General features: G+C 46.2%; 22 protein-coding genes. 2 read left to right on the top strand and 20 right to left on the bottom strand.

Annotated elements, in window-relative coordinates; all coding sequences use genetic code 11:
• Positions 1-71 precede the first annotated feature (71 nt).
• On the top strand, positions 72-872 hold the full coding sequence (locus tag MAHAU_RS01270) for a histidinol-phosphatase HisJ family protein (protein ID WP_013779911.1): 801 nt from the start codon (positions 72-74) through the stop codon (positions 870-872).
• A gap of 261 nt (positions 873-1133) precedes the next feature.
• Here MAHAU_RS01270 and MAHAU_RS14805 read toward each other — a convergent pair whose 3' ends face one another.
• The 13 genes from MAHAU_RS14805 to rpiB form a co-directional block, all read right to left on the bottom strand.
• Positions 1134-2045 carry a hypothetical protein gene (locus tag MAHAU_RS14805; RefSeq protein WP_049783319.1) on the bottom strand — a complete coding sequence of 304 codons (912 nt, stop codon included), beginning with the start codon at positions 2043-2045 and terminating at the stop codon, positions 1134-1136.
• Positions 2046-2171: 126 nt separating this feature from the next.
• Positions 2172-2549, bottom strand: coding sequence for a hypothetical protein (locus tag MAHAU_RS14800; RefSeq protein ID WP_171804951.1), 378 nt, complete (start codon positions 2547-2549; stop codon positions 2172-2174).
• 272 nt (positions 2550-2821) lie between these two features.
• On the bottom strand, positions 2822-3502 hold the full coding sequence (locus tag MAHAU_RS01260) for an MgtC/SapB family protein (protein ID WP_013779910.1): 681 nt from the start codon (positions 3500-3502) through the stop codon (positions 2822-2824).
• Positions 3503-3645: 143 nt separating this feature from the next.
• A complete protein-coding gene (locus tag MAHAU_RS01255; protein ID WP_013779909.1) occupies positions 3646-5502 on the bottom strand; it encodes a bifunctional homocysteine S-methyltransferase/methylenetetrahydrofolate reductase in 1857 nt (618 codons plus the stop codon).
• Positions 5499-6068: a uracil-DNA glycosylase gene (locus MAHAU_RS01250; protein ID WP_013779908.1), complete on the bottom strand. Its 570-nt coding sequence runs from the start codon at positions 6066-6068 to the stop codon at positions 5499-5501. The genes MAHAU_RS01255 and MAHAU_RS01250 overlap by 4 nt, the downstream gene beginning before the upstream one ends.
• A gap of 4 nt (positions 6069-6072) precedes the next feature.
• Positions 6073-7878, bottom strand: a complete 1806-nt coding sequence (gene rho / locus MAHAU_RS01245) for a transcription termination factor Rho (protein WP_013779907.1) — start codon at positions 7876-7878, stop codon at positions 6073-6075.
• 16 nt (positions 7879-7894) lie between these two features.
• Positions 7895-8545 (bottom strand): fructose-6-phosphate aldolase, encoded by a 651-nt coding sequence (gene fsa / locus MAHAU_RS01240; RefSeq protein WP_013779906.1) that lies wholly within the window; start codon positions 8543-8545, stop codon positions 7895-7897.
• Between the two features lie 30 nt (positions 8546-8575).
• Positions 8576-9427: a class II fructose-1,6-bisphosphate aldolase gene (locus tag MAHAU_RS01235; protein WP_013779905.1), complete on the bottom strand. Its 852-nt coding sequence runs from the start codon at positions 9425-9427 to the stop codon at positions 8576-8578.
• A gap of 120 nt (positions 9428-9547) precedes the next feature.
• Complete coding sequence (gene wecB / locus MAHAU_RS01230; protein WP_041644233.1) at positions 9548-10684, bottom strand: non-hydrolyzing UDP-N-acetylglucosamine 2-epimerase; 1137 nt, start codon at positions 10682-10684, stop codon at positions 9548-9550.
• Positions 10685-10725: 41 nt separating this feature from the next.
• Positions 10726-11238, bottom strand: a complete 513-nt coding sequence (locus MAHAU_RS01225; protein ID WP_013779903.1) for a deoxycytidylate deaminase — start codon at positions 11236-11238, stop codon at positions 10726-10728.
• Positions 11239-11250: 12 nt separating this feature from the next.
• Positions 11251-12534 carry an ArsB/NhaD family transporter gene (locus MAHAU_RS01220; protein ID WP_013779902.1) on the bottom strand — a complete coding sequence of 428 codons (1284 nt, stop codon included), beginning with the start codon at positions 12532-12534 and terminating at the stop codon, positions 11251-11253.
• 32 nt (positions 12535-12566) lie between these two features.
• The gene (gene upp / locus MAHAU_RS01215; RefSeq protein ID WP_013779901.1) at positions 12567-13199 is read right to left on the bottom strand and encodes a uracil phosphoribosyltransferase; all 633 of its coding nucleotides are present in this window, start codon (positions 13197-13199) and stop codon (positions 12567-12569) included.
• Complete coding sequence (gene rpiB / locus MAHAU_RS01210) at positions 13189-13668, bottom strand: ribose 5-phosphate isomerase B (protein ID WP_013779900.1); 480 nt, start codon at positions 13666-13668, stop codon at positions 13189-13191. Before rpiB ends, upp begins: the two co-directional genes overlap by 11 nt.
• Positions 13669-14030: 362 nt before the next feature.
• On the opposite strand from rpiB, the gene MAHAU_RS01205 reads away from it, so the two are divergent.
• Complete coding sequence (locus MAHAU_RS01205; protein WP_013779899.1) at positions 14031-14720, top strand: hypothetical protein; 690 nt, start codon at positions 14031-14033, stop codon at positions 14718-14720.
• 2 nt (positions 14721-14722) lie between these two features.
• Here MAHAU_RS01205 and MAHAU_RS01200 read toward each other — a convergent pair whose 3' ends face one another.
• The 7 genes from MAHAU_RS01200 to MAHAU_RS01165 form a co-directional block, all read right to left on the bottom strand.
• A complete protein-coding gene (locus tag MAHAU_RS01200) occupies positions 14723-15463 on the bottom strand; it encodes a ZIP family metal transporter (protein WP_013779898.1) in 741 nt (246 codons plus the stop codon).
• Between the two features lie 361 nt (positions 15464-15824).
• On the bottom strand, positions 15825-16232 hold the full coding sequence (locus MAHAU_RS01190; RefSeq protein WP_013779896.1) for a P-II family nitrogen regulator: 408 nt from the start codon (positions 16230-16232) through the stop codon (positions 15825-15827).
• Positions 16233-16244: 12 nt separating this feature from the next.
• Entirely contained in the window at positions 16245-16601 is a 357-nt protein-coding gene (locus tag MAHAU_RS01185) for a hypothetical protein (RefSeq protein WP_013779895.1), read from the bottom strand.
• A gap of 23 nt (positions 16602-16624) precedes the next feature.
• Positions 16625-17812, bottom strand: a complete 1188-nt coding sequence (locus MAHAU_RS01180) for a cation:proton antiporter (RefSeq protein ID WP_013779894.1) — start codon at positions 17810-17812, stop codon at positions 16625-16627.
• A gap of 84 nt (positions 17813-17896) precedes the next feature.
• On the bottom strand, positions 17897-18967 hold the full coding sequence (prfA, locus tag MAHAU_RS01175) for a peptide chain release factor 1 (protein WP_013779893.1): 1071 nt from the start codon (positions 18965-18967) through the stop codon (positions 17897-17899).
• Between the two features lie 21 nt (positions 18968-18988).
• Positions 18989-19834: a peptide chain release factor N(5)-glutamine methyltransferase gene (gene prmC, locus MAHAU_RS01170; protein ID WP_013779892.1), complete on the bottom strand. Its 846-nt coding sequence runs from the start codon at positions 19832-19834 to the stop codon at positions 18989-18991.
• Complete coding sequence (locus tag MAHAU_RS01165; RefSeq protein WP_013779891.1) at positions 19825-20751, bottom strand: DUF1385 domain-containing protein; 927 nt, start codon at positions 20749-20751, stop codon at positions 19825-19827. The genes prmC and MAHAU_RS01165 overlap by 10 nt, the downstream gene beginning before the upstream one ends.
• Positions 20752-20767 lie beyond the last annotated feature (16 nt).

Raw genomic sequence — 20767 nt, 5'->3', positions numbered from 1 at the left:
TCTCTTGACATTTCTGCGTATACAGTAATACAATTCTAAAAGACATTACCAAAACTTACGGAGGATTTTTTATGTACGATTACCATATACATTCTAATTTTTCCACCGACTCCAACATGACTATGGACCAAGCCTGTCGGCAATCCATAGAGCTCGGGCTTAAAGAGATAGCATTCACAGACCATCTTGATATAGATTACCCTAATTTCGACGATCAATTCATGATAGACTTCAGCCTCTACACCGAGCAGTATAACACAGTGCGTGCAAAATATGCCCCTCGTCTGAAGGTTATAAAGGGCATAGAGATCGGCTTGCAACCTCACACGCTGCGGCAGTCGCTCGAAGTGGCATCCTCTTATCAGTTCGACTATATTATAGCATCAACGCACGTAGTAGACAAGCTTGATTTGCACAATGGCGATTTTTGCCGTGGAAAAGCTAAAGAACAGGCTTACAGAAGATATCTTGAAGATATGTACGATTGCATAAAATTATTCCCTATGTTCAATGTGCTAGGTCACATAGACCTCATACGTCGATATGGAAATTATGATGATAAAAGTATGAAATATGGCGATTATGCCGATATATTGGATATTATATTAAAATGGCTCATAGAAAACGGTAAAGGCATAGAGATAAATACATCCGGCTTTCGCTATAACCTCAATTCAACCATGCCTACGCCGGAATTTGTTCGACGCTATAAAGAACTGGGAGGCGAAATACTTACTATAGGCTCCGATGCCCATAGCACCGATTATATAGCCTATAAATTCGACCTTGCCTATGATATATCCAGGGAGGCCGGCTTTAAGTATGTAACTACGTTCGAACAACAGCAACCGTCATTTAAAAAGATATACTGAATCTCCCCATGGCTAAAGCCAGGGGGTTCCTGACTTAGTACATGAGTAGATATCTGTCAGCCTGCCTCTCTTTGCCGGACGAACCTTACTCAAAGCCTTAGCATGTTGCATCATCCAGATACCTTTTGCGGTTGACCTGCTCTGTCCTATCATTAGGCGTTCTATTATAGCAAGTGCTATTTCGAACCTCGCAGGTTATTGACAGCCTATCTCCAACCGCCAGGACGATTCCACCCTGTTTTGAGATAGGCTCGGCTACTTTTATATTCCAAAACTCTTCGGAATATGATTATATGTCATCTTAACGTTGTTGATTGCTTCATCTAGTACCGGTTTAATCTGTGCCCATTCATTAGTGGCTGATTGCAAGTCAAGATAATATTTGCCTCCACTGTTTTGTTTGACATGCCTCGCTAAAAATGCGGAATATAGGTCACGCTGCATATTTATACCACACTCGCATCTGTGCCAGCGAACGCGAAGCTCTTTCTTCTGTCGCCTGCCGCATTGGCACATCTGCGATAGCGCGGTACTGACGGTAGGAAATTCCTCGAATTTACCTTGAACTCTTAGTAGCTTCGTCTTTATCATATTTACAAACATGCTGGGAGCACGATAATTTACTGATTTGCCGAAGTTCTTCTGAAATGCTTTATAAGAGATATCTTCCAGGTAAATCGTATTACCGCACCTTAGTATGTCATTAACAAGTTGGCCGTGAAGCGATTTGCGATATGCAGCTTGGCGTCGGTTTAGTTCCGTAAATTGGGCCTTGCTTGCCAAATAACGTTTGGAGTTATGCCAGTGTAATTTGCCGCGCTTAATAGTGCCATTGCTGTTATAGTTATCCGGATTGTTTGCTCTTCGCTGTCTCTCCATCTTCCGTTGTATTACTCTAATCTTGCCGTGAATATCTTTGAGCTCATGACAAAAGAGGTTCAGGCTGCTTTTTGTATCGCTGACTATAGCGACTGTAGATGGTCCTACGTCTATCCCAATTTTGCCTTCGGCAATGTAATTCTTCTCTTTTTGGTACGGTATTCCCTCACAGATAAGTTGCACGTATAAGCGTGTTTTCCCTTTGATAGTTTTCTTTACTAAGCGTACAAATTTGATAGGACATGATAAGCCATAAGCGATAACAGGGTCGTTGAAGTCGATAATGGCCTGCAATTTTAATGTGCCCCATATTAGGCAATTGTCTTTCCAGCGTATACCTTGCTTATTCGTTTTCCCTTCAAGACTATTTAGCTCACCATAACGCTTGAATTTTACTTTTGCGGCCTCACCGGTGATGGTTCATTCAACAGCTCGATATGCTCTTGTCGCCAATGCTTCAGCAGTATTCGCATCGATATGCTGGCCAAGCCATGAATTTCTAGTCTGGGTTGCATATTTATCTAAGCAATATTGGCCATTTAAGCCATATTTAATCCGTACTTCTCGAAATGCTTGATTACGTATTTTGCATTCTTCTTCGGTTTTATGAGGCATCAATATGGCTTGGCGGTACATTTTAGAAGTCAACATCTGGTCGCGTCTCCTAAGCGCCTCGCCAAGGCAGGCATTGTATATTTGACGCCCGGCTTCAAAACGTGCCATTGCTATCTTTCTTTGTTTTGAATTAGCGCGTAAAGGAAGTTCTACAACAAAGCTATCCGTTTTTAAGCGGCTCATATCCTCAGACCCCTTTCTGTTGCTCGATATATAGTGTAGGCTTTCGCTCGCCTTGGTTTTTGGTTCCGGCGGAACTATAGGCATATCGCTCGGCGGCATATGGCGATCCGGTACAATATTGCATGATGCCAGCAACAGGCACAAAAATACAGCAATGAGTAATTTAATTGTGGATTTCACCATCTTAACCATTCCTTAATATAAAAAATTCCTTTGCATATTAGATGATTAAGATGGTGAAAAGGTTGCACAAAATTTAAAATTATTTTGTGTCAAATCTGTTCTATTTTGCCTACCGCCTTTATATCGTAGAGCTTATTGAAAATATCCTGCTGTGTTACATTCTCTGTCATTTTTAATTTGAGCAATACCAGTACCTCATCTTGCCCATCATAACGCTCGATTTTTATATTGTTAATCGACACGCCCATGTCCCCAAGTGCCTGCGCCAATATCGCTAGGTGCCCCGGTTGGTCTTTAATGGAAACAGCTATTCTCATAGTTTGTTTGGGAGCAAATATCTTGGTATCCTCCAGCCTATTAAATACATCCAGTATTATAACTACAAATGCAGTGGAAGCCAAAGCAGCACTGTAATAGCCTATGCCTATGGCCAAGCCGATGCACGCCACCGCCCACAAGCTGGCCGCTGTGGTAAGCCCTCTTATATTTGGGCCTTCTTTTATTATGGTGCCCGCACCCAAAAAGCCTATGCCGCTTATCACCTGAGCTCCCAAACGAGCAGGATCCGGTAATGCGGCCGATACGGTTTGCATCCGATTATACATAAAAACTGATATAAGCATTGTAAGTGCCGATCCAACGCATACCAAAACATGGGTTCTAAAGCCGGCGGGCTTTTGTACCACCTCACGCTCCCAACCAACAACGCCACCCAGCACACAAGCCAACGCCATCCTCACTAACATTTCCCATATGGTTAACGGAAACATTATTTCTCCTCCCTTCCTCTTAAAGCAGAATTATAGCTCACATCACCTATTTTAGCAAGTCATTTTAAAAACCTCTGCTCATTAAAGCACAAAGGAGGTCAATGCCAACGCAAATTTATTAATAAATAAAACAGCCTGGTGCATTACCAGGCTATCTCGGCCATTATCTTTTCCACCATATCATACCGTCCAAACGGTGGCATTATATAGACGCCGCTAACCATGCCACGGCATTGCTTTATCAGCTCGGCCGCTATGGCCACGCCTTCATCCAGAGCATTATCGCCGGCATTTTTCATGCGTTGGCGTATGTCAAGTGGTATGGTTATACCCGGCACCTCATTATGCAAAAACTCCGCATGTTTATAACTTCTAAGCGGCAATACGCCCATAAGTACCGGTATATTATAATCAGCTATGTTCTTTACCATTTTTTCAACCGTTTGCATATCATATATGGGTTGTGTTTGTATGAAGTTAGCACCATTTTCGATTTTTTTATCCAATTTCTCAAGTTCTGCTTTAAGATCATCGGCATTGGGGTTAAAGGCTACGCCTATAGCAAAATTTGTGCTGCCCTCCAAGACATTACCCATATAGTCGCGGCCTTGATTCAAGGCACCCAATATGTATACCAGCCCTTCCGATGTTATATCGAAAACACCCGTGGCCTTGGGATGATCCCCGATAGAAGGCGGGTCCCCTGTTAAAGCCAGCACATTGTTTATGCCAAGAACGGCTGCGCCTATAAGCTCGGATTGGATACCTATAAGATTCCTGTCCCTGCACGTGAAATGCAATATAGCATCCAGACCTACCTCCTGTTTTATGCGCGCCGCCAGCGCTATAGGGCTTACCCTTACCCTGGCCATAGGGCTGTCGGCTATATTGACGGCATCCACGCCGCAGGATTTCAAGGCGCGCGCACCTGCCAATGCTTTTTCTATATCCGTGCCCTTAGGCGGATCCATTTCCACCGTCACGACAAATTTCTGTTTTATCTTTTCTAAAATATTACCGGCCATTGCAATGCCAGCCTGTGTCAATTCGGATCGGCTTACTTCTGCCGTAATCGTACCAGGCTCCATGGCAATCATATTCGATGTTTCAAGACTCGTGTTTTCATTCAATACGCTGCGCATTGCTGCTATATGCTGCGGCGTGGTACCACAGCAACCGCCTATTATATTTACTTTGAGTCCAATATAGTCCTTTACATACGATGCAAAGTAATCGGCCTTGGCTTTGTATTGAAGCCGGCCTTGCGCATAATAAGCGAAACCTGCGTTTGGCTGTATGGATAGGAATTTAGAACCATCCGTATATTCCGCAATGAATTTCATAAATTCTACCATATCGCGCGGGCCACTGCCACAGTTTAATCCGACTACATCAGCGTTGCAATGCTTTAGAAATTCCGCTACGCTCTGCAAGCTTTCGCCAGAAGAATCAAAGCCATCAGGCAATAAAGAAAATTGACATATCACAGGAATATCGGCCGCGTCCTTAGCGGCTTTTATAGCCATCTCAGCTTCGAGCGTGCTACCCATCGTCTCGGCTATGATAGCATCCACGCCCTCGCAGCACAATGCCTCTATCTGCTCTCCATAAGCTTCATAAATATCGCCGCGGTCCTTCTCGTTCACCGGTATCAGCGGCAAGCCTATAGGTCCGACTGCGCCTAAAACCCAAATGTTATTCCCTGCTGCCTGCCTGGCCAATTTCACCGCCTGTCGGTTTATGTCCGCGACCCTATCCTCTAAGCCATAAATAGCTAGTTTAAATCTATTGGCCCCAAACGTATTAGTCTCTATTATATCTGCACCAGCACCTATATAATCCTTGTGCAAGGTCAGTACCATATCGGGCTGCGATATGTTCATGTACTCAAGGCATGCTTCGCTATCGGCCCCGCGTTCACGCAGCATGGTCCCCATAGCACCATCACACAATAAAGTTTTATATTTAAGCGCTGTTAAAAAATCCTTTTCCCCTCTCATGCATCCAATCCTTCCGCAAGGTATTTTTCTTTTATCAGAATAAAATCTTCCCACGCCGGCTTCTTTTTGCTTGGATCCCTCAATATCGCTGCCGGATGAAAGGTCGCAATAAAGTAATAGCCTTTGCGCTCTATCCATTGCCCTCTTTGCTGAGTTATCTTAAAATCGGGATCTATTAGGTTCTTAGCTGCCGTAGCGCCGAGGCATACTATTATCTTCGGCTTTATTATAGCCACCTGATTGCGCAGATACGGCAGGCATGCTTTGGCTTCGCTCGGTGTGGGAACGCGATTTTGAGGCGGACGGCATTTGACTACATTGGCTATATATACCTCAGAACGTTTTATCCCTATGGCTTCCAGCATGTTATCCAGTAATTGGCCGGCCCTTCCTACAAACGGCCGGCCCTGCAAATCTTCGTCTTTGCCCGGCCCCTCCCCCACAAACATCAGGCGGGCATTTAAATTGCCTTCGCCGAACACTGTATGCGTACGGCTCTGCGCCAATGGACATTTGGTACAATTAGCCACCTCTTCCATCAAGGGTTTAAGCTTTAGCAAAGCCATAGTCTTATCTGGCTAAGATAGCCCTTTCTTCGGTGCTAAGATTGCTTAAACCGTCCTTTATCATATCGATAAATTCTTCATTGGAAGAGGTTTTTATAAGTCGGCTTATAAGATATTCGGTCACTTCGGAAGTACCCATAGAGCTCAAAGCTTTGCGTATAGCCCATATGCATTCCATTTCTTTCTGTGAAAGCAGCAGTTCTTCACGACGAGTGCCGGAACGATTTATATCTACAGCAGGGAATATACGTTTCTCTGATAACTTGCGGTCGAGATAGATCTCCATATTGCCCGTGCCCTTAAACTCCTCAAATATAACGTCATCCATGCGGCTACCGGTCTCAATGAGCGCTGTGGCTATTATGGTAAGGCTACCGCCTTCTTCTATATTTCTGGCCGAGCCAAAGAATTTCTTAGGTTTGTATAAAGCGCCGGGATCCAATCCTCCGGATAGGCTTCTGCCGGTAGGTGCTATGGTAAGATTGTACGCTCTGGACAGACGCGTGATGCTATCCAACAATATAACGACGTCCTTTTTATGTTCCACTAACCTTTTGGCCCTCTCCAGCACCATTTCCGATACCTTGGCATGGTGCTCCGGCATTTCGTCGAATGTGGAATATATAACCTCTCCTTTTATAGAGCGTTTCATATCGGTAACTTCTTCAGGACGCTCGTCTATGAGCAATACTATTACATGGATATCCGGAAAGTTTTTTGTTATGCTGTTGGCTATCTTTTTAAGCAATATAGTCTTACCAGCTTTGGGCGGCGATACTATAAGCCCTCGCTGGCCTTTGCCTATAGGCGCTATAAGGTCTATAAGCCTTGTAGAGAGCTCTTGCGGGTTATCATGATCCTCCAGTGTTATCCTTTCATCGGGGAAGATAGGCGTCAATTCATCGAATGGTTTCCTTCTCAGAGCCGTTTCCGGGTCTTCACCGTTTACACTGGTAACATAAAGAAGCGCCTGAAATTTTTCACCTTCTTTAGCCTGCCTAGTCTTGCCTTTGACGAGATCGCCCGTCCGCAAGCCGAAACGTCTTATTTGAGACTGCGAGATATATACGTCTTTATTGCCAGGCAGATAATTTTCCGATCGCAAAAAGCCGTAACCATCCGGCAACACCTCAAGTACCCCCTCAGCATCACCGTATTCCAGTTCCTTCAGCGATTCCGGCACTCCTGTAGACCTTTGCTGATAACCGTACGGCTGACGCTGATAATGATTCGTTTGCGTGCCCCCCCATCGGTTATAGCGCTCACCGGTTTGGGGCGAATTGCGGTCGATTCGACCATTAGGCCTATCATATCCGGATTGCTCGCGTCTCGGTTGGTCATACCTGGGTTGGTCGTATGGGATCTGCTCGCGTCTCGGTTGGTCATATCGCGGCTGATCATATCTGGGTTGATCGTATGGCGGCTGTTCACGCCTCGGTTGCTCATACCTGGGCTGCTCGCGCCTCGGCTGCTCATATTTGGGCTGTTCGTACCTCGGCTGCTCAACCTCATCTTCAATCTCAGGCTCAATATCTACTTCATCTTCAAACTCCGGTTCTATAGTGGTATCGACCTCGTCGATATCCTCTTCCGGCTCTGCTTCCTCTGCAATCGGCTTTGATGTATCTTCTTCTATCGAAACTTGTTCCGGCTGTGCCTTTTTATACTCCTGGCGCATTTCATCGAGTTTTTGCTTTATCATATCCAGCAACTGCTGTTTCCTATAACGAGTTACGCCTTTTACGCCTACCTGACGGCCTATATCGCGTAATTCGAATATACCCTTTTCTTCTAAATTATCAAAATCCAAAAATGCATTCTCCTTTCTAAAACTTAAATTTGACGCCTTCCCAATCCTTTAAAAACCGCTCTATGCCGATATCGGTTAAAGGATGAGAAAACATCTGCTGCAATACTTTATATGGTACAGTCGCTATATGCGAACCGGCTTTAGCAGCCTCTATAACATGCATGGGATGCCTTATGCTGGCTGCTATTATCTGCGTAGGTATATCATGGAGCAAAAATATATCGGCTATATCCTTTACTACCTGCATACCCTCATTGGCCACATCATCCAATCTGCCGACAAACGGGCTCACATATGTAGCGCCCGCTCTGGCTGCCAAAAGTGCCTGGGCCGCTGAAAATATAAGCGTAACATTGGTTTTTATGCCCTGTTGGCTCAATATCTTGACGGCCTTTAATCCTTCGGGCAGCATGGGTATCTTTATTATGACGTTCGGATGCACAGCGGCTAATTTCTTAGCCTCTTCCACCATGCCTTCATGCTGTGTGCTTATGACCTCCGCGCTTATAGGACCATCGACTATACCGCATATTTCCTTCAATACTTGCATAAAATCGCGACCCTCTTTGGCTACGAGCGACGGATTTGTGGTCACGCCGCATATAACGCCCCAATCGTTGGCCTCTTTTATCTCATCCACGTTTGCTGTATCTATAAAAAGCTTCATTGAAAATACCTCCTGACGTAATATTTTAATTTACGCTCGTCCAGAGCAACCGAACAGGCGCATTTTACCGCTCACTGTTTCTATCATAGCCTCTTTGGCAACGCCCAACACTTTACGCGGGTCATATTCTGCGGGATTGTCGGCAAGAATCTTTCTTACTGCCTCGGTAAAAGATTGGCGTATTTCTGTATCGATATTTATTTTACATACTCCTCTTTCCACGGCCTTGCGTATGCTTTCATCGGGAACACCTGACGCGCCGTGCAATACTATTGGAATATCCAGCATGCTCCTGATCTCAGCCAATCTATCAAAGTCCAGCTTAGGTTCACCTTTATATGGGCCATGAGCGGTACCTATAGATATAGCAAGACTATCTACGCCGGTTTCTTTTGCAAAACGTACTGCTTCCTCCGGTTCGGTATACAGTGCTTCTTTCTCTGAAACCGTTATATGGTCTTCAGTACCGCCTATCTTACCCAATTCAGCTTCTACCGAAACATCCACGGCATGGGCTATTTCTACTACTTTTTTAGTTATAGCTATATTTTCTTCAAATTGATATTTTGAACCATCTATCATCACTGAAGTGAATCCGTGACGTATACACAACATAATCAGATTAAAATCCGTACCGTGATCCAAATGTATGGCCACCGGCACCGAAGCTTTTTGTGCGGCTAATTTGCCCATCGCTTCTATATAATCTACTCCTGCGTATTTCAATGCGGCCTGGCTGGCCTGCACTATAACCGGTGCATTTTCGATTTCGGCTGCTTGAACGATAGCTTGGAGAATCTCCATATTGCTCATATTGAATGCACCTATAGCATATCCCTTCTCGCGTGCTTTGTCAAGCATTTCTCTAGTATTTACTAACATTTGTATAATTCCTCCAATTGTATTATATATTTTTATTTGTCACTGTTTCGGCGCACAGCATATAGGCTAGGCATATTATATTTCAGCCTTTTGCATAATGGCACAGCCAAACAATAATTGCTATTGTAAAAACTCTAAAGGACGATCATTGCATATATTGAACTTATATAGTATGGCTTGAACTATGCGCTCGGATGCATGTCCGTCTCCGTATGGATTTATGGCGTTTGCCATGCGCTTATATTCATCGGCATCGTCGAGCAGGCGTGATGTTTCCTTTGTTACAGCATCAACATCGGTGCCTATTATCTTTACCGTACCGGCCTCTACCGCCTCCGGTCTTTCGGTAACATCGCGCAACACCAATACCGGTCTGCCGAGCGATGGTGCTTCCTCCTGAAGCCCACCCGAATCGGTCAATACGAGATAACAGCGGGCCATTAAATTATGCAGTTCTTCGGTGTCCAGCGGATCCAGCAGCATTATGCGTTTTATATTGCCGAGCATGGAAAATACCGTATCGCGGACAGACGGGTTTAAATGCACAGGATATACTATATGAACGTCGTCATACTTTTCAACGATTTCTTTCAATGCAAGGCATATATTTTCCAACGGTGCTCCGATATTTTCACGCCTATGTGCCGTTACTACCAAAATACGTTGATTTTTGAAATCCAGCTCTTGCAACTGCGGCGTTTGAAATTTATATTCGTCCTTAACGGTGGTAAGCAAAGCATCTATAACAGTATTGCCGGTTACAAATATATTATCGACAGGTATATTCTCTTTTATGAGATTTTTTTTGGCAGCAGCAGTCGGCGCAAAATGCAGATCGGCTACGACAGCGGTCAACTTTCGATTTATCTCCTCCGGAAACGGAAAATACTTATTATGTGTTCGCAGCCCTGCTTCCACATGGCCCACGGCTATATGCCTGTAAAATGCGGCAAGCGATGCGGCAAATGTGGTAGTGGTGTCTCCATGCACCAATACAAGATCAGGATTTGCACGTCCGTAAAGATCATATAAACCATGAAGCGCTCTTACGGTTATATCGGCTAACGTTTGCCTGTCCTGCATTATGTTCAAGTCAAAATCCGGTTTTATATCAAATAACCTTAAAACCTGATCCAACATCTCCCTATGTTGGGCTGTTATACACACTATATTTTCTACATAATTAGGATGACGATCCATCTCCTTTATAAGTGGGGCCATCTTAACAGCCTCCGGCCTTGTACCGAAAACCGACATAATTTTAAGCGGTTTATTATGCAAAGCATCACCTCTTTCGTTTAATCATCGTGCCCATGCGCCTCATTTTCGTCGTCGGGCAGAGGCTCCAATCTCACCTTAACGAGATTGCCATCTTCAAAGCGGGCCACTTCTATACCTGCCTCGCGCAGCAAATCCATAGCCAACGCGTCCGGGTAATCGCCCTTATATACTATACGCGTTATGCCGGCGTTTATTATCATTTTAGCGCATATGGCACACGGCTGTGTCGTGATATAGATAGTGGCATCCTTTACGCTTATGCCCATCATAGCTGCCTGAGCTATGGCATTTTGTTCGGCATGTATGGCGCGGCATAACTCTTGGCGCTGACCCGATGGTATATGCATTTGCTCCCGCAGGCAGCCAACCTCGTCGCAGTGTCTTACCCCAGATGGAGCACCGTTATAACCACTGGCAAGCATACGCTTATCTTTTACTATGATAGCGCCTACCTGCCGCCGCAAGCATGTCGAGCGGGTCTTTACTATTTCCACCATGTTCATAAAATATTCATCCCACGAAGGCCTCATCTTAGTTCCTCCTCAGTACCATCCTGTATAAAGCTTGAGCAGCAGCATACCGTAGCATACACCCAGCACTAGCAATGTCGGTATAACGGCTTCTTTTAACCAGTATGCCCAGCTCACCGATGTATCCTTGCTCTTTAAGAGGCTGTATGCCACTACATTAGCCGATGCCCCTATAGGGGTCATATTACCGCCTATATCCACGCCCAGCGCCAGCGTCCATACCATAAGCGGCAGCGCCAGGCCGCCCGCCTGAGATATGCTCTTGATAATATAGGCCATAGCCAAAGCCAAAGGCACATTGTCCACCACCGCGCTGGTTATGCCAGTGCCAAAAAGCAGCAGAAATATCATGCCTAGAGCGCTGCCGCCCGCCAATGATACCAGCCACCGGGCCATCACCTCTATGGCACCCGTAGCCTCGAGACCGCCTACTATGACGAATAAGGCCATGAAAAAAAGCAGTATATCGTAATCCAAATGATCTATAATTCTATGCGCATGCTCCCCTAAAAACGCCAACGCTATGGACGCCGGTAAAAGAGCAGCTACCGCCGAATTATATTCCACACCAAACCATGCCTTTATAGGTTCCTTGAGTATCAAACCCGCTACTGCCGCTGCGAAAGCTATAAGGCCTAACCGCAAAAGAAAGGCACTTTTTATTGCCGATACCGGATTCATGCTTTTTATATCCTCATTAACGATATCCTCGCCATCATTACCGAATAAAGACCTGTGCGTAAAATAAAGGTAGAACATCAATACTGATATAGCTACTATGACTATAGGCCCTGTATTAGTGGCAAAATCGCTGAAACTATAACCCATTATGGTACCTATTATAACATTTGGGGGGTCTCCTACCAGCGTGGCAGCACCGCCTACATTGGCAGCCATAACCTCCGCTATAACAAAAGGAACCGGATCGGTTTTAAATAACCTGCATAGCCTCAATGTCAAAAGCGTCAGAAATAATGTGACCGTAACGCTGTCCATAAATGCCGCCAGCAATGCTGCCAACACTGGAAAGGCTATAAATATCAATCTGGCTTTATAATGAAACAGTCTGGCCGTCCATAGTGCCATAAAAGAGAAAAAACCCGCTTCCGACAACAGTGCCACCAAAGTAAACATGCCCATGAGCAGACCTATTGTTTCCCAGTTTATATAATCTATAGCCTGCTCAAAGCTCAGTATACCGAAAACTATCAATACCAGTGCCCCTATAATGCCGATAACCGAACGATGTATCTTCTCGCTGATAATCAACGCATAGGTGACAACAAATATCGTCAACGCTACCCCACAATGCTCATCCCCTACAGCCTTTATTTAGTGCCAAATAATCTATCCCCCGCATCGCCTAATCCCGGCACAATATAACCGTGCTCGTTTAGCTTTTCGTCTATGGCCGCCGTATATATAGGTACATCGGGATGCTGATGATTTATGTATTCTATACCCTCGCGCGAGGCTATCAGGCACATCAATTTGATGCTCCTGGCGCCTTTCTGTTCAAGCAGCTTAATCGCTTCATCAGCCGATCCGCCTGTTGCCAGCATAGGATCAACCAGTATGACATCGCGCTCCTGTATGTCGCCAGGCAGCTTGCAATAATAATCCACCGGCCTTAGTGTATCCGGATCGCGGTAGAGACCTATATGCCCAACTTTGGCGGCAGGCACCAGGCGCAGTATGCCGTCGGTCATGCCGAGGCCTGCCCTTAATATGGCTATGACCGCCAGTTTTTTACCCGATATGACACGGCTGCGAGCTTTGCCTACCGGCGTTTCTATCTCGACCTCCTTAAGCGGTAAGTCGCGCGTGACCTCATAGGCCATAAGCATGGCTATTTCATCCAGCAATTCGCGGAACTCTTTTGAACCGGTACTTTTATCGCGCAACAGCGTCAATTTATGTTGTATGAGAGGATGGTCCAGCACTATAACATTATTGCCCATCTATTTTCTCCTCGCTAAGGCATCGGCCGTATTTTCTATCCAATGCCGTAATCTTGTCCACACGCCGTTTGTGTCGGTCGCCGAGAAACGCGGCCGCCAGCCATGCGTCTACTATCTCGATGGCCAAACCGGGACCGGTCACCCGCTGGCCCATGGTGAGTATATTGGCATCGTTGTGTTCCACCGACGCTTTGGCTGAGAATACGTCGCCACACAACGCCGCGCGTATGCCCGGCACCTTGTTGGCGGCTATGGATACGCCTATACCTGTGCCACATACCAATATGCCTTTATCGCACTGCCCTTGCACTACAGCCAGTGCCACCGTCTCGGCTATGTCCGGATAATCCACCGATTCGATGCTATAGCAGCCATAATCCTTATATTCTATGCCTTTTTGTTGCAGATGGTTCTTTATCTCCTCTTTGAGAGGAAAGCCAGCGTGGTCGCTGCCTAAAGCAATGATCAAATAATACACCTTCCTTCGCGGTTTTACAACAGATATATTCTATAATATTTGCAATAAAAGCGCAAGGATAGCATAGAATTTCCTGCAATTCGTAATATACGACTGAAACGGGCGATATAAAGCGATGCAAATGATATAAATCCTACGCCCGCTACAGGCTTAACATATATCCGAATCGGGCTTTTAAAGCAGAGCAAACCCATCTTAGGCCTTAAAATAGTCGTTCCCATGAGATGATTGATTACACACCGCGGTCGTATATTTTGCGATTTATCACATAATAAACGGCCAAAGCATATTTTATAAATAGATTATATCCTTTGATTTTAAAAATCAAGAGTAAATTCAGGAGGTTAAAATCTATGTTTTATCCACCATATTCTCCGGGATATCCCGGTCAAAATCCATGCTATCCCGGCCCCGGTATGTCCTATCCACCATGCGGCGATCAGCGAGGCTTGATGATGCAGGCAATGGATATATTTATGCGCAATGAGCCACTAATGAAACAGATGCATGAAAAAATACACGCGATGATGCAAAAGCCAGAATTGGCCAATGATGCCACTTTCCAGGATATGATGATGCACTTCAGAGAAATGGGGGATTATGGTAATAAAACCGCCGGCTACATTGCCGCGTTGCTATGCCAATCTCCGGGCGGTTATACGCCACCCAGCGATTGGTATTACTATCCTCCAATGCCACACCATGATTGCTCGCGTATGTGCATAGACGAGATGATGAAAAACTATGTACAACCGATGGACGAACATCATCGAGCTGTTAAAGCTGATATAGAAAATTTGAAGGCCAACCCCCGGTTTGCTCAAAACAGCGATTTCATGGAGTTCATGGCTTTATTCGAGCAGCATGACGCGCTCAGTCAACAGCTTATGAATATACTCAATCAATTGGCAGCCGGAGCGATGCCACCGATGTACCCACCTCCGGGAACGATGCCGCCCATGTACCCACCTCCAGGAGCGATGCCACCGGACAACATGCCTCCAATGTACCCACCGTCGGATATGGGGTATATGGGGTATTGAGATCATATTATGGATGATATCACTATACCCAGTATGATGCCTGCTATGGTGCCCATGCTGGGTATTCTGCCTCTATACAGCTTGCTGGACTCGGGCAACAGTTCGCTACATGTTATGTACAGCATAGCTCCGCCGGCAAATCCGAGACATACAGCTATAAATGTAGGCGATAGCTCGCCGAGGTAGTATCCGGCTATTGCGCCTATACCTGTTGGTATACCGGCCAAAACCGTGCTTGCAAGTACCTGCTTTTTCGCTATGCCACCCATCATCATCGGCGTGGCCATAGCCACACCTTCGGGTATATCGTGGAGCGCTATTATCATGCTTAGCGCCAGGCCGTACTGTTTATATACCGTAAAACCTGAGCCTATTGCTATACCCTCCGGCAAATTATGCACTGCTATGCCTATGCCTAACAGTATACCGGCTTTCAAATATCCCGAACGAGCATCGCTTATATCCATCCTTAACGCTTTCGGCATAAATCCATCAAGCATAACTATCAGGCCGACGCCGAGCAGCAAACCGATTAAGCCCTGACCAAGCCCTCCTATGCTAAAGGCTTCGGGCAATAGGTCGAACGTTACCACCGCTATCATAAGCCCACTGGAAAAGTTCATTATGGTACTCAAAAAGCGCGAGCTGGGATGCCGCAGCAGCAAGGTTATGGCCCCTCCCAATCCGGTACCTATAATGCCGGCCGCGGACCCTATAACACTGTACAGCAACATATCATTCATATACAACCTCGTGTCAACTTATATTTAGCTTACGAATTCGACAAACTCACTGTACAGTATATTAGTGCTATAGGGCATATATGATTTCCCATCCCACGTTGTTAATATAAACCGCCGCCCAATGACCCTGTAAACATCCTTATATCCTTCTTTACATCCCACATTGTTAATATAAACCCGTCCTCCATCGGAAGTACTATAAACATCTTTATATAGCCTTTTGTAGGATTTAGGCAAACCTGTCCTTTTATTAATTTTTGCAGCAGGGCAGCAATCGTAATTGTGCATCTAAGCAAAAATAGCCTTGTTAAACCCTTCCTGTCGTTAACATAACAAAAAACCGGCCAATGCCGGTTGTGGATCAATAGTATTCGCTTTCGTACTGTTTCTGTATAATATTGCGGCGCTCGCGCCTATCTATGTGACGTTCCAGCTCGCCGCCCTTGAACTTCACCACCGGCAGTGCAAACATAATGCCCGTGTCCGGCCTGTTCATATCGCCAAGCACCTTTGACACGGCTGCCATAGCATCGTTTACCTGCTCCTCGCGCTCTATGACCGAAAATATGGTTTTATTGGCTCCATAATTCCCTTCCAGGCTGCGCATGAGGCTGCCTATAATGGGCATGCCGGAGAATTCCTCCTTCATCATACTGCCGGACCCTACCGAATCTATAATGGTCGCGCCGCGCACACCAACATCTTTTAATGCCGCCAATACCTTTTTTAGCTTATCCACGTTATTTAATACTATAAACAATACATACATAAATCTTCCCCCTCATTTACCCACAGCCTTTGCCACCGGTACATAAAACATTATGCCGGTACCGGGCCTTGTCATATCGCTTACAACGCTCTCCACAGCTCCCATGGCCTGTTGAGCCTTCTCCTCATCGTCTACAAGCACCATCAACGTCTTGTTGTATATTATACCGCTGTCATCGTCGGCCATGCTCATACTGCCCACCACTACCGGCACATCATAGCTGGCAAAAGTATTCGGGCTGTAAAAATTGACGTATTGATTTGCGCTTACGCTGTCTATAACGGTACAACTCAATCCCACATCTTCTATGGCTTTCAGTACATCTTTAAGATATTCGGTTCTATTAAGCACAATAAACAAAGCGAACATAAAGCTACCTCTTTCTCATGCAATCAATTGGCCACATTCCCGCCAGCCATTGCCGGTTTCTCTTTGAATGACATCTTCAATAGGAGCGGCGTAGTCAATGTGCTTATTAATATCATCATTATTATAGCTGCATACACATCAGGTCCTATAATACCCATGCTTTCGCCTAAAGATGCCACTATAAGTCCGACCTCACCGCGTGACATCATGCCTATGCCCACCTGCAGCGACTCTCTATTATTAAATCCCGATATTTTAGCACCTATTCCGCAGCCAACAATTTTGCCTATCAGAGCAGCTAATGTCAAAAGTGTGCCGAATACTAATACGCCGCCCAATAACCTGACGTTTACGCCTAAGCCTATGTTTATGAAAAATATGGGTGTAAAAAGGTTATACGCGAGGATTTGAGCGCCATTGGATATGCGGTTTTTATAAGGCGTGGCCGACAATATAAGGCCGGCTACATATGCGCCGGTAATAGCCGCCACTCCGACATATTCAGCAAAGAAGCTAAATATAAATGTAAATATCAAAGCCAGCGTCAGCAACGATTCTCCTATGCGTATCCTGCTTAAGACCAGCCTTGTGACCAGTCTGTAGAGTATAAGGCCTATTATCACAGCTCCGACGAAAAACAATGCCATCTTGCCCAGCAACAACCATATATTCTCTGTTGCTCCGGGACGTACCATTCCGGCTACTACAGATAACAGTATAATGCCTAGCACATCGTCTATAACAGCCGCTCCCAGTATAGCTACTCCCTGCCTGGTTTTGAGCTTGCCTATCTCTCGCAATACCTGTACCGTTATGCTGACGCTAGTAGCCGTCAATATGACGCCTATGAAAATAGCGGTCATCATATCGATACCTTCCATAGCTGCTACAGCAAAACCCAGTATCATGGGTACAAGCACACCTGTACTTGCTATTATCATAGATGCTTTGCCTGAATCCCTCAACTCATTGAGATCGGTCTCCACGCCTGCTATAAACATGAGCAGTACTACGCCTATATTGGCAAACTCCTCTATCAACGTTGTATCCGATGTTATAATATTCAGATTCAAAAGCGACGGCCCTATTATTATACCTATAATGATCTGACCTAGTACGCTGGGCTGATCCACCTTCCTTGATATATAAGCCCCTACCAACCCGGCTATCAGGAGTATAGCCAGTTGTAAGAGATATGTTGCGCTCTCCACGATTTTCTCCTCTCTTGTATAAATTTTCCGGGGCGATCATCATCGACAGCTAATTTGCCCATGCCTCGTCGCATGGGCCAGCAATCAAACAGCCGCTTGGGACAAGCGCTCGGCCTGATCAGCCGTTATAAGGGCGTCTATCATCTCGTCCATATCGCCGTTTAAGAAAGCCTCGAGCTGGTATATGGTAAGCCCTATGCGGTGATCGGTCACCCTGCCCTGCGGGAAATTATATGTGCGTATGCGCTCGCTGCGGTCGCCGGTACCCACCTGGCTGCGCCTGGTCTGAGCCAATTGGGCATCCTGTTCGGCTTGAGCTATAGCCAGCAATCGCGATTTCAAAACGCGCATGGCCTTATCCTTATTCTTAAGCTGCGACTTCTCATCCTGACACGTCACCACCATACCGGTCGGTATATGCGTTATACGCACGGCCGAATCGGTGGTATTCACGCTTTGGCCTCCATGTCCGGTAGAACGATATACGTCTATGCGCAAATCGTTAGGATTTATCTCCACCTCTACCTCTTCGGCCTCGGGCAATACAGCCACTGTTGCCGTCGATGTATGGATGCGTCCTCCAGCCTCGGTAACCGGCACGCGTTGCACGCGGTGCACGCCGCTCTCGTACTTGAGCCTGCTGTATGCCCCTTTACCTTCTACGGCGAACACTATCTCCTTTATTCCGCCCAAGTCGGTATAGTTGGAATCCATAACCTCTATCTTCCATCCGCGGCTTTCGGCATACAGCGAATACATCCTGAACAGGTTGGCGGCAAAAAGCGCCGCTTCCTCGCCGCCTGCGCCGGCCCTTATCTCCATTATGACATTGCGCTCATCGTTTGGATCTTTGGGCAGCAGCAAGCGTTTCAATTCTTCTTCCAGTTTATCTTCGCGCTCTTTAAGCTCATCCAGTTCCTGTTGAGCCAATTCCTTCAACTCAGCATCGCCGGTTTCCTTAATCATGGCCAGCACATCGTCTTTTTGCCTTACCACTTCTTTGTATTCCCTATATTTGGTTACTATTGGTTCCAGATCGGAGTGCTCTTTGACCAGCTTTCGCCACATATCCTGCTGAGAGATGACCTCAGGGTCGGATATCTTAACGCTCAGTTGTTCATACCGTTCCTCAATACTATCCAGTTTATCCAGCAATCTATATCACATCCTCATATACTACTTCCATTTATGCGCCAACACTATGCGATCCATATTAGCAAAATCTTTGAGCACCTGTATATCCTTAAAACCACATGCTTTCAAAATATCGCTCACTGCCTGCCCCTGGTCATAGCCTATCTCCAATGCTAAAAAGCCATGTGGCTTCAGCAACTCCCCGGCATGGCACAATTTACGGTAAAAATCCAATCCATCATCGCCGCCATTTAGCGCAGGCTCAGGCTCCGAACGCACCTCAGGCTCCAGCTCGATTAAATCATCCCGAACTATATATGGTGGATTGGACACTATTATATCGAAAGCCATGCCTTTGACCGGTTCAAAAAGATTGCCTTCCAGCAATGTCACACGCTGTTGTAAGCTGTATTTCCCTACGTTTATGCGTGCTACAGCCAAGGCATCTGGCGATATATCCACCGCCCACACGCGGCAGCCGCTCATATGCCTTGCCAAAGCTATGGCTATGGCACCGCTGCCTGTGCCTATATCCAATACTTGCAGAGGTTCCGACATCCCTTTGGCCTCTTTTATAACGACCTCCACCAATAATTCTGTTTCGGGACGCGGTATGAGCACGCGCTCATCCACGTAAAGCTCCATATCCATAAACCATGCCTTATGCAGTACATACTGCAAAGGCATCCTGGCACAGCGCTGTTTTATCCATTGTTCGAACATTATTTTCTGTTCGGGTAAAAGCGCACGGCTTCTGTCGAGGTATAATGCGCTGCGATCCACGTCGAGGAGCTCCTGCAGCAATATCTCTACATCCCTGCGTGCCGTATCTATGCCGCTCTCTCGCAGCATACGCTCGCCCCATTCGAGCGCTCGAGCTACATCCATATATCCTCTTCTCCGTCAGCCACGCCGTTAAACGCCGCTATAGCTACCTCCAACTGCTGATCATCGGGCTGACGCGTGGTCAGCTTTTGTAGCATAAGCCCCGGCCAGCTTATTATCCGCACTATAAGCGCATCGCTGCTGCCTGCCCAGCGTATCAATTCATAGGCCAATCCGGCTACCACCGGCAACAAGAGCAGTCGTCCCACAGTACGCCATAGTATATTGCCCCAACCCAGGAACGAAAACAACACTATGCTCACCACCAATACCAGCAACAGGAAATTAGTGCCGCAACGCGGGTGGAGGGTAGTGTATTTTCTGGCATTTTCCACTGTCAGCTCCTCTTCATGCTCGAAGCAATGTATAACCTTATGCTCGGCTCCATGGTATTCGAATACGCGCTGTATATCCTTCATGCGCGTGACCAAGACCATATAGCCCAAAAACAAGGCTATGCGTATAACGCCTTCTATAAGATTCAATGCTAGCGGGCTGGTTATGGCCTGCTGAAGCAACCCGGCAACATACGTGGGCAGCAACACGAAGAATGCCACGGCCAATACAACCGCTATGATCACAGCAAAGGCTATGCCTATATCGTCGACGTTCATGCCGGTTTTTTCCGATAAAAAACGCTCAAAGCGCGACGGCTTATATTCTTCTTCCAATCCCTCACCGTATATTTTGGCCGAATCAGTCAACGATGTCATGCCGGTTATAAGCGAATCCACAAACGACGCCATGCCCCTTATTATGGGTAATTTCAGTAAAGGGTGGCGCTGCGATAAGGGCACCGACGGTTTTTTGACCACCTCTATGGTACCATCGCTCTTCCTTATCGCCATAGCCATGCTGCGCGGACCTTTCATCATAACGCCCTCTATGACGGCCTGTCCGCCTATCTTGGTCTTTCTCAAATGGGTCTACCTTCTC

Origin of the sequence: Mahella australiensis 50-1 BON (genome assembly GCF_000213255.1) — a bacterium.
In the GTDB taxonomy this organism is placed as follows: domain Bacteria; phylum Bacillota; class Clostridia; order Mahellales; family Mahellaceae; genus Mahella; species Mahella australiensis.
This window is presented reverse-complemented; position numbering and strand designations above follow the sequence as displayed.

Coding starts and splice junctions, on each gene's coding strand:
- MAHAU_RS01270 (WP_013779911.1), top strand. CDS start 72: ATGTACGATTACCATATACATTCTAATTTTTCCACCGACTCCAACATG.
- MAHAU_RS14800 (WP_171804951.1), bottom strand. CDS start 2,549: ATGAGCCGCTTAAAAACGGATAGCTTTGTTGTAGAACTTCCTTTACGC.
- MAHAU_RS01260 (WP_013779910.1), bottom strand. CDS start 3,502: ATGTTTCCGTTAACCATATGGGAAATGTTAGTGAGGATGGCGTTGGCT.
- MAHAU_RS01255 (WP_013779909.1), bottom strand. CDS start 5,502: ATGAGAGGGGAAAAGGATTTTTTAACAGCGCTTAAATATAAAACTTTA.
- MAHAU_RS01250 (WP_013779908.1), bottom strand. CDS start 6,068: ATGGCTTTGCTAAAGCTTAAACCCTTGATGGAAGAGGTGGCTAATTGT.
- fsa (WP_013779906.1), bottom strand. CDS start 8,545: ATGAAGCTTTTTATAGATACAGCAAACGTGGATGAGATAAAAGAGGCC.
- MAHAU_RS01235 (WP_013779905.1), bottom strand. CDS start 9,427: ATGTTAGTAAATACTAGAGAAATGCTTGACAAAGCACGCGAGAAGGGA.
- wecB (WP_041644233.1), bottom strand. CDS start 10,684: ATGTCGGTTTTCGGTACAAGGCCGGAGGCTGTTAAGATGGCCCCACTT.
- MAHAU_RS01225 (WP_013779903.1), bottom strand. CDS start 11,238: ATGAGGCCTTCGTGGGATGAATATTTTATGAACATGGTGGAAATAGTA.
- upp (WP_013779901.1), bottom strand. CDS start 13,199: ATGGGCAATAATGTTATAGTGCTGGACCATCCTCTCATACAACATAAA.
- MAHAU_RS01205 (WP_013779899.1), top strand. CDS start 14,031: ATGTTTTATCCACCATATTCTCCGGGATATCCCGGTCAAAATCCATGC.
- MAHAU_RS01200 (WP_013779898.1), bottom strand. CDS start 15,463: ATGAATGATATGTTGCTGTACAGTGTTATAGGGTCCGCGGCCGGCATT.
- MAHAU_RS01190 (WP_013779896.1), bottom strand. CDS start 16,232: ATGTATGTATTGTTTATAGTATTAAATAACGTGGATAAGCTAAAAAAG.
- MAHAU_RS01185 (WP_013779895.1), bottom strand. CDS start 16,601: ATGTTCGCTTTGTTTATTGTGCTTAATAGAACCGAATATCTTAAAGAT.
- prmC (WP_013779892.1), bottom strand. CDS start 19,834: ATGGATGTAGCTCGAGCGCTCGAATGGGGCGAGCGTATGCTGCGAGAG.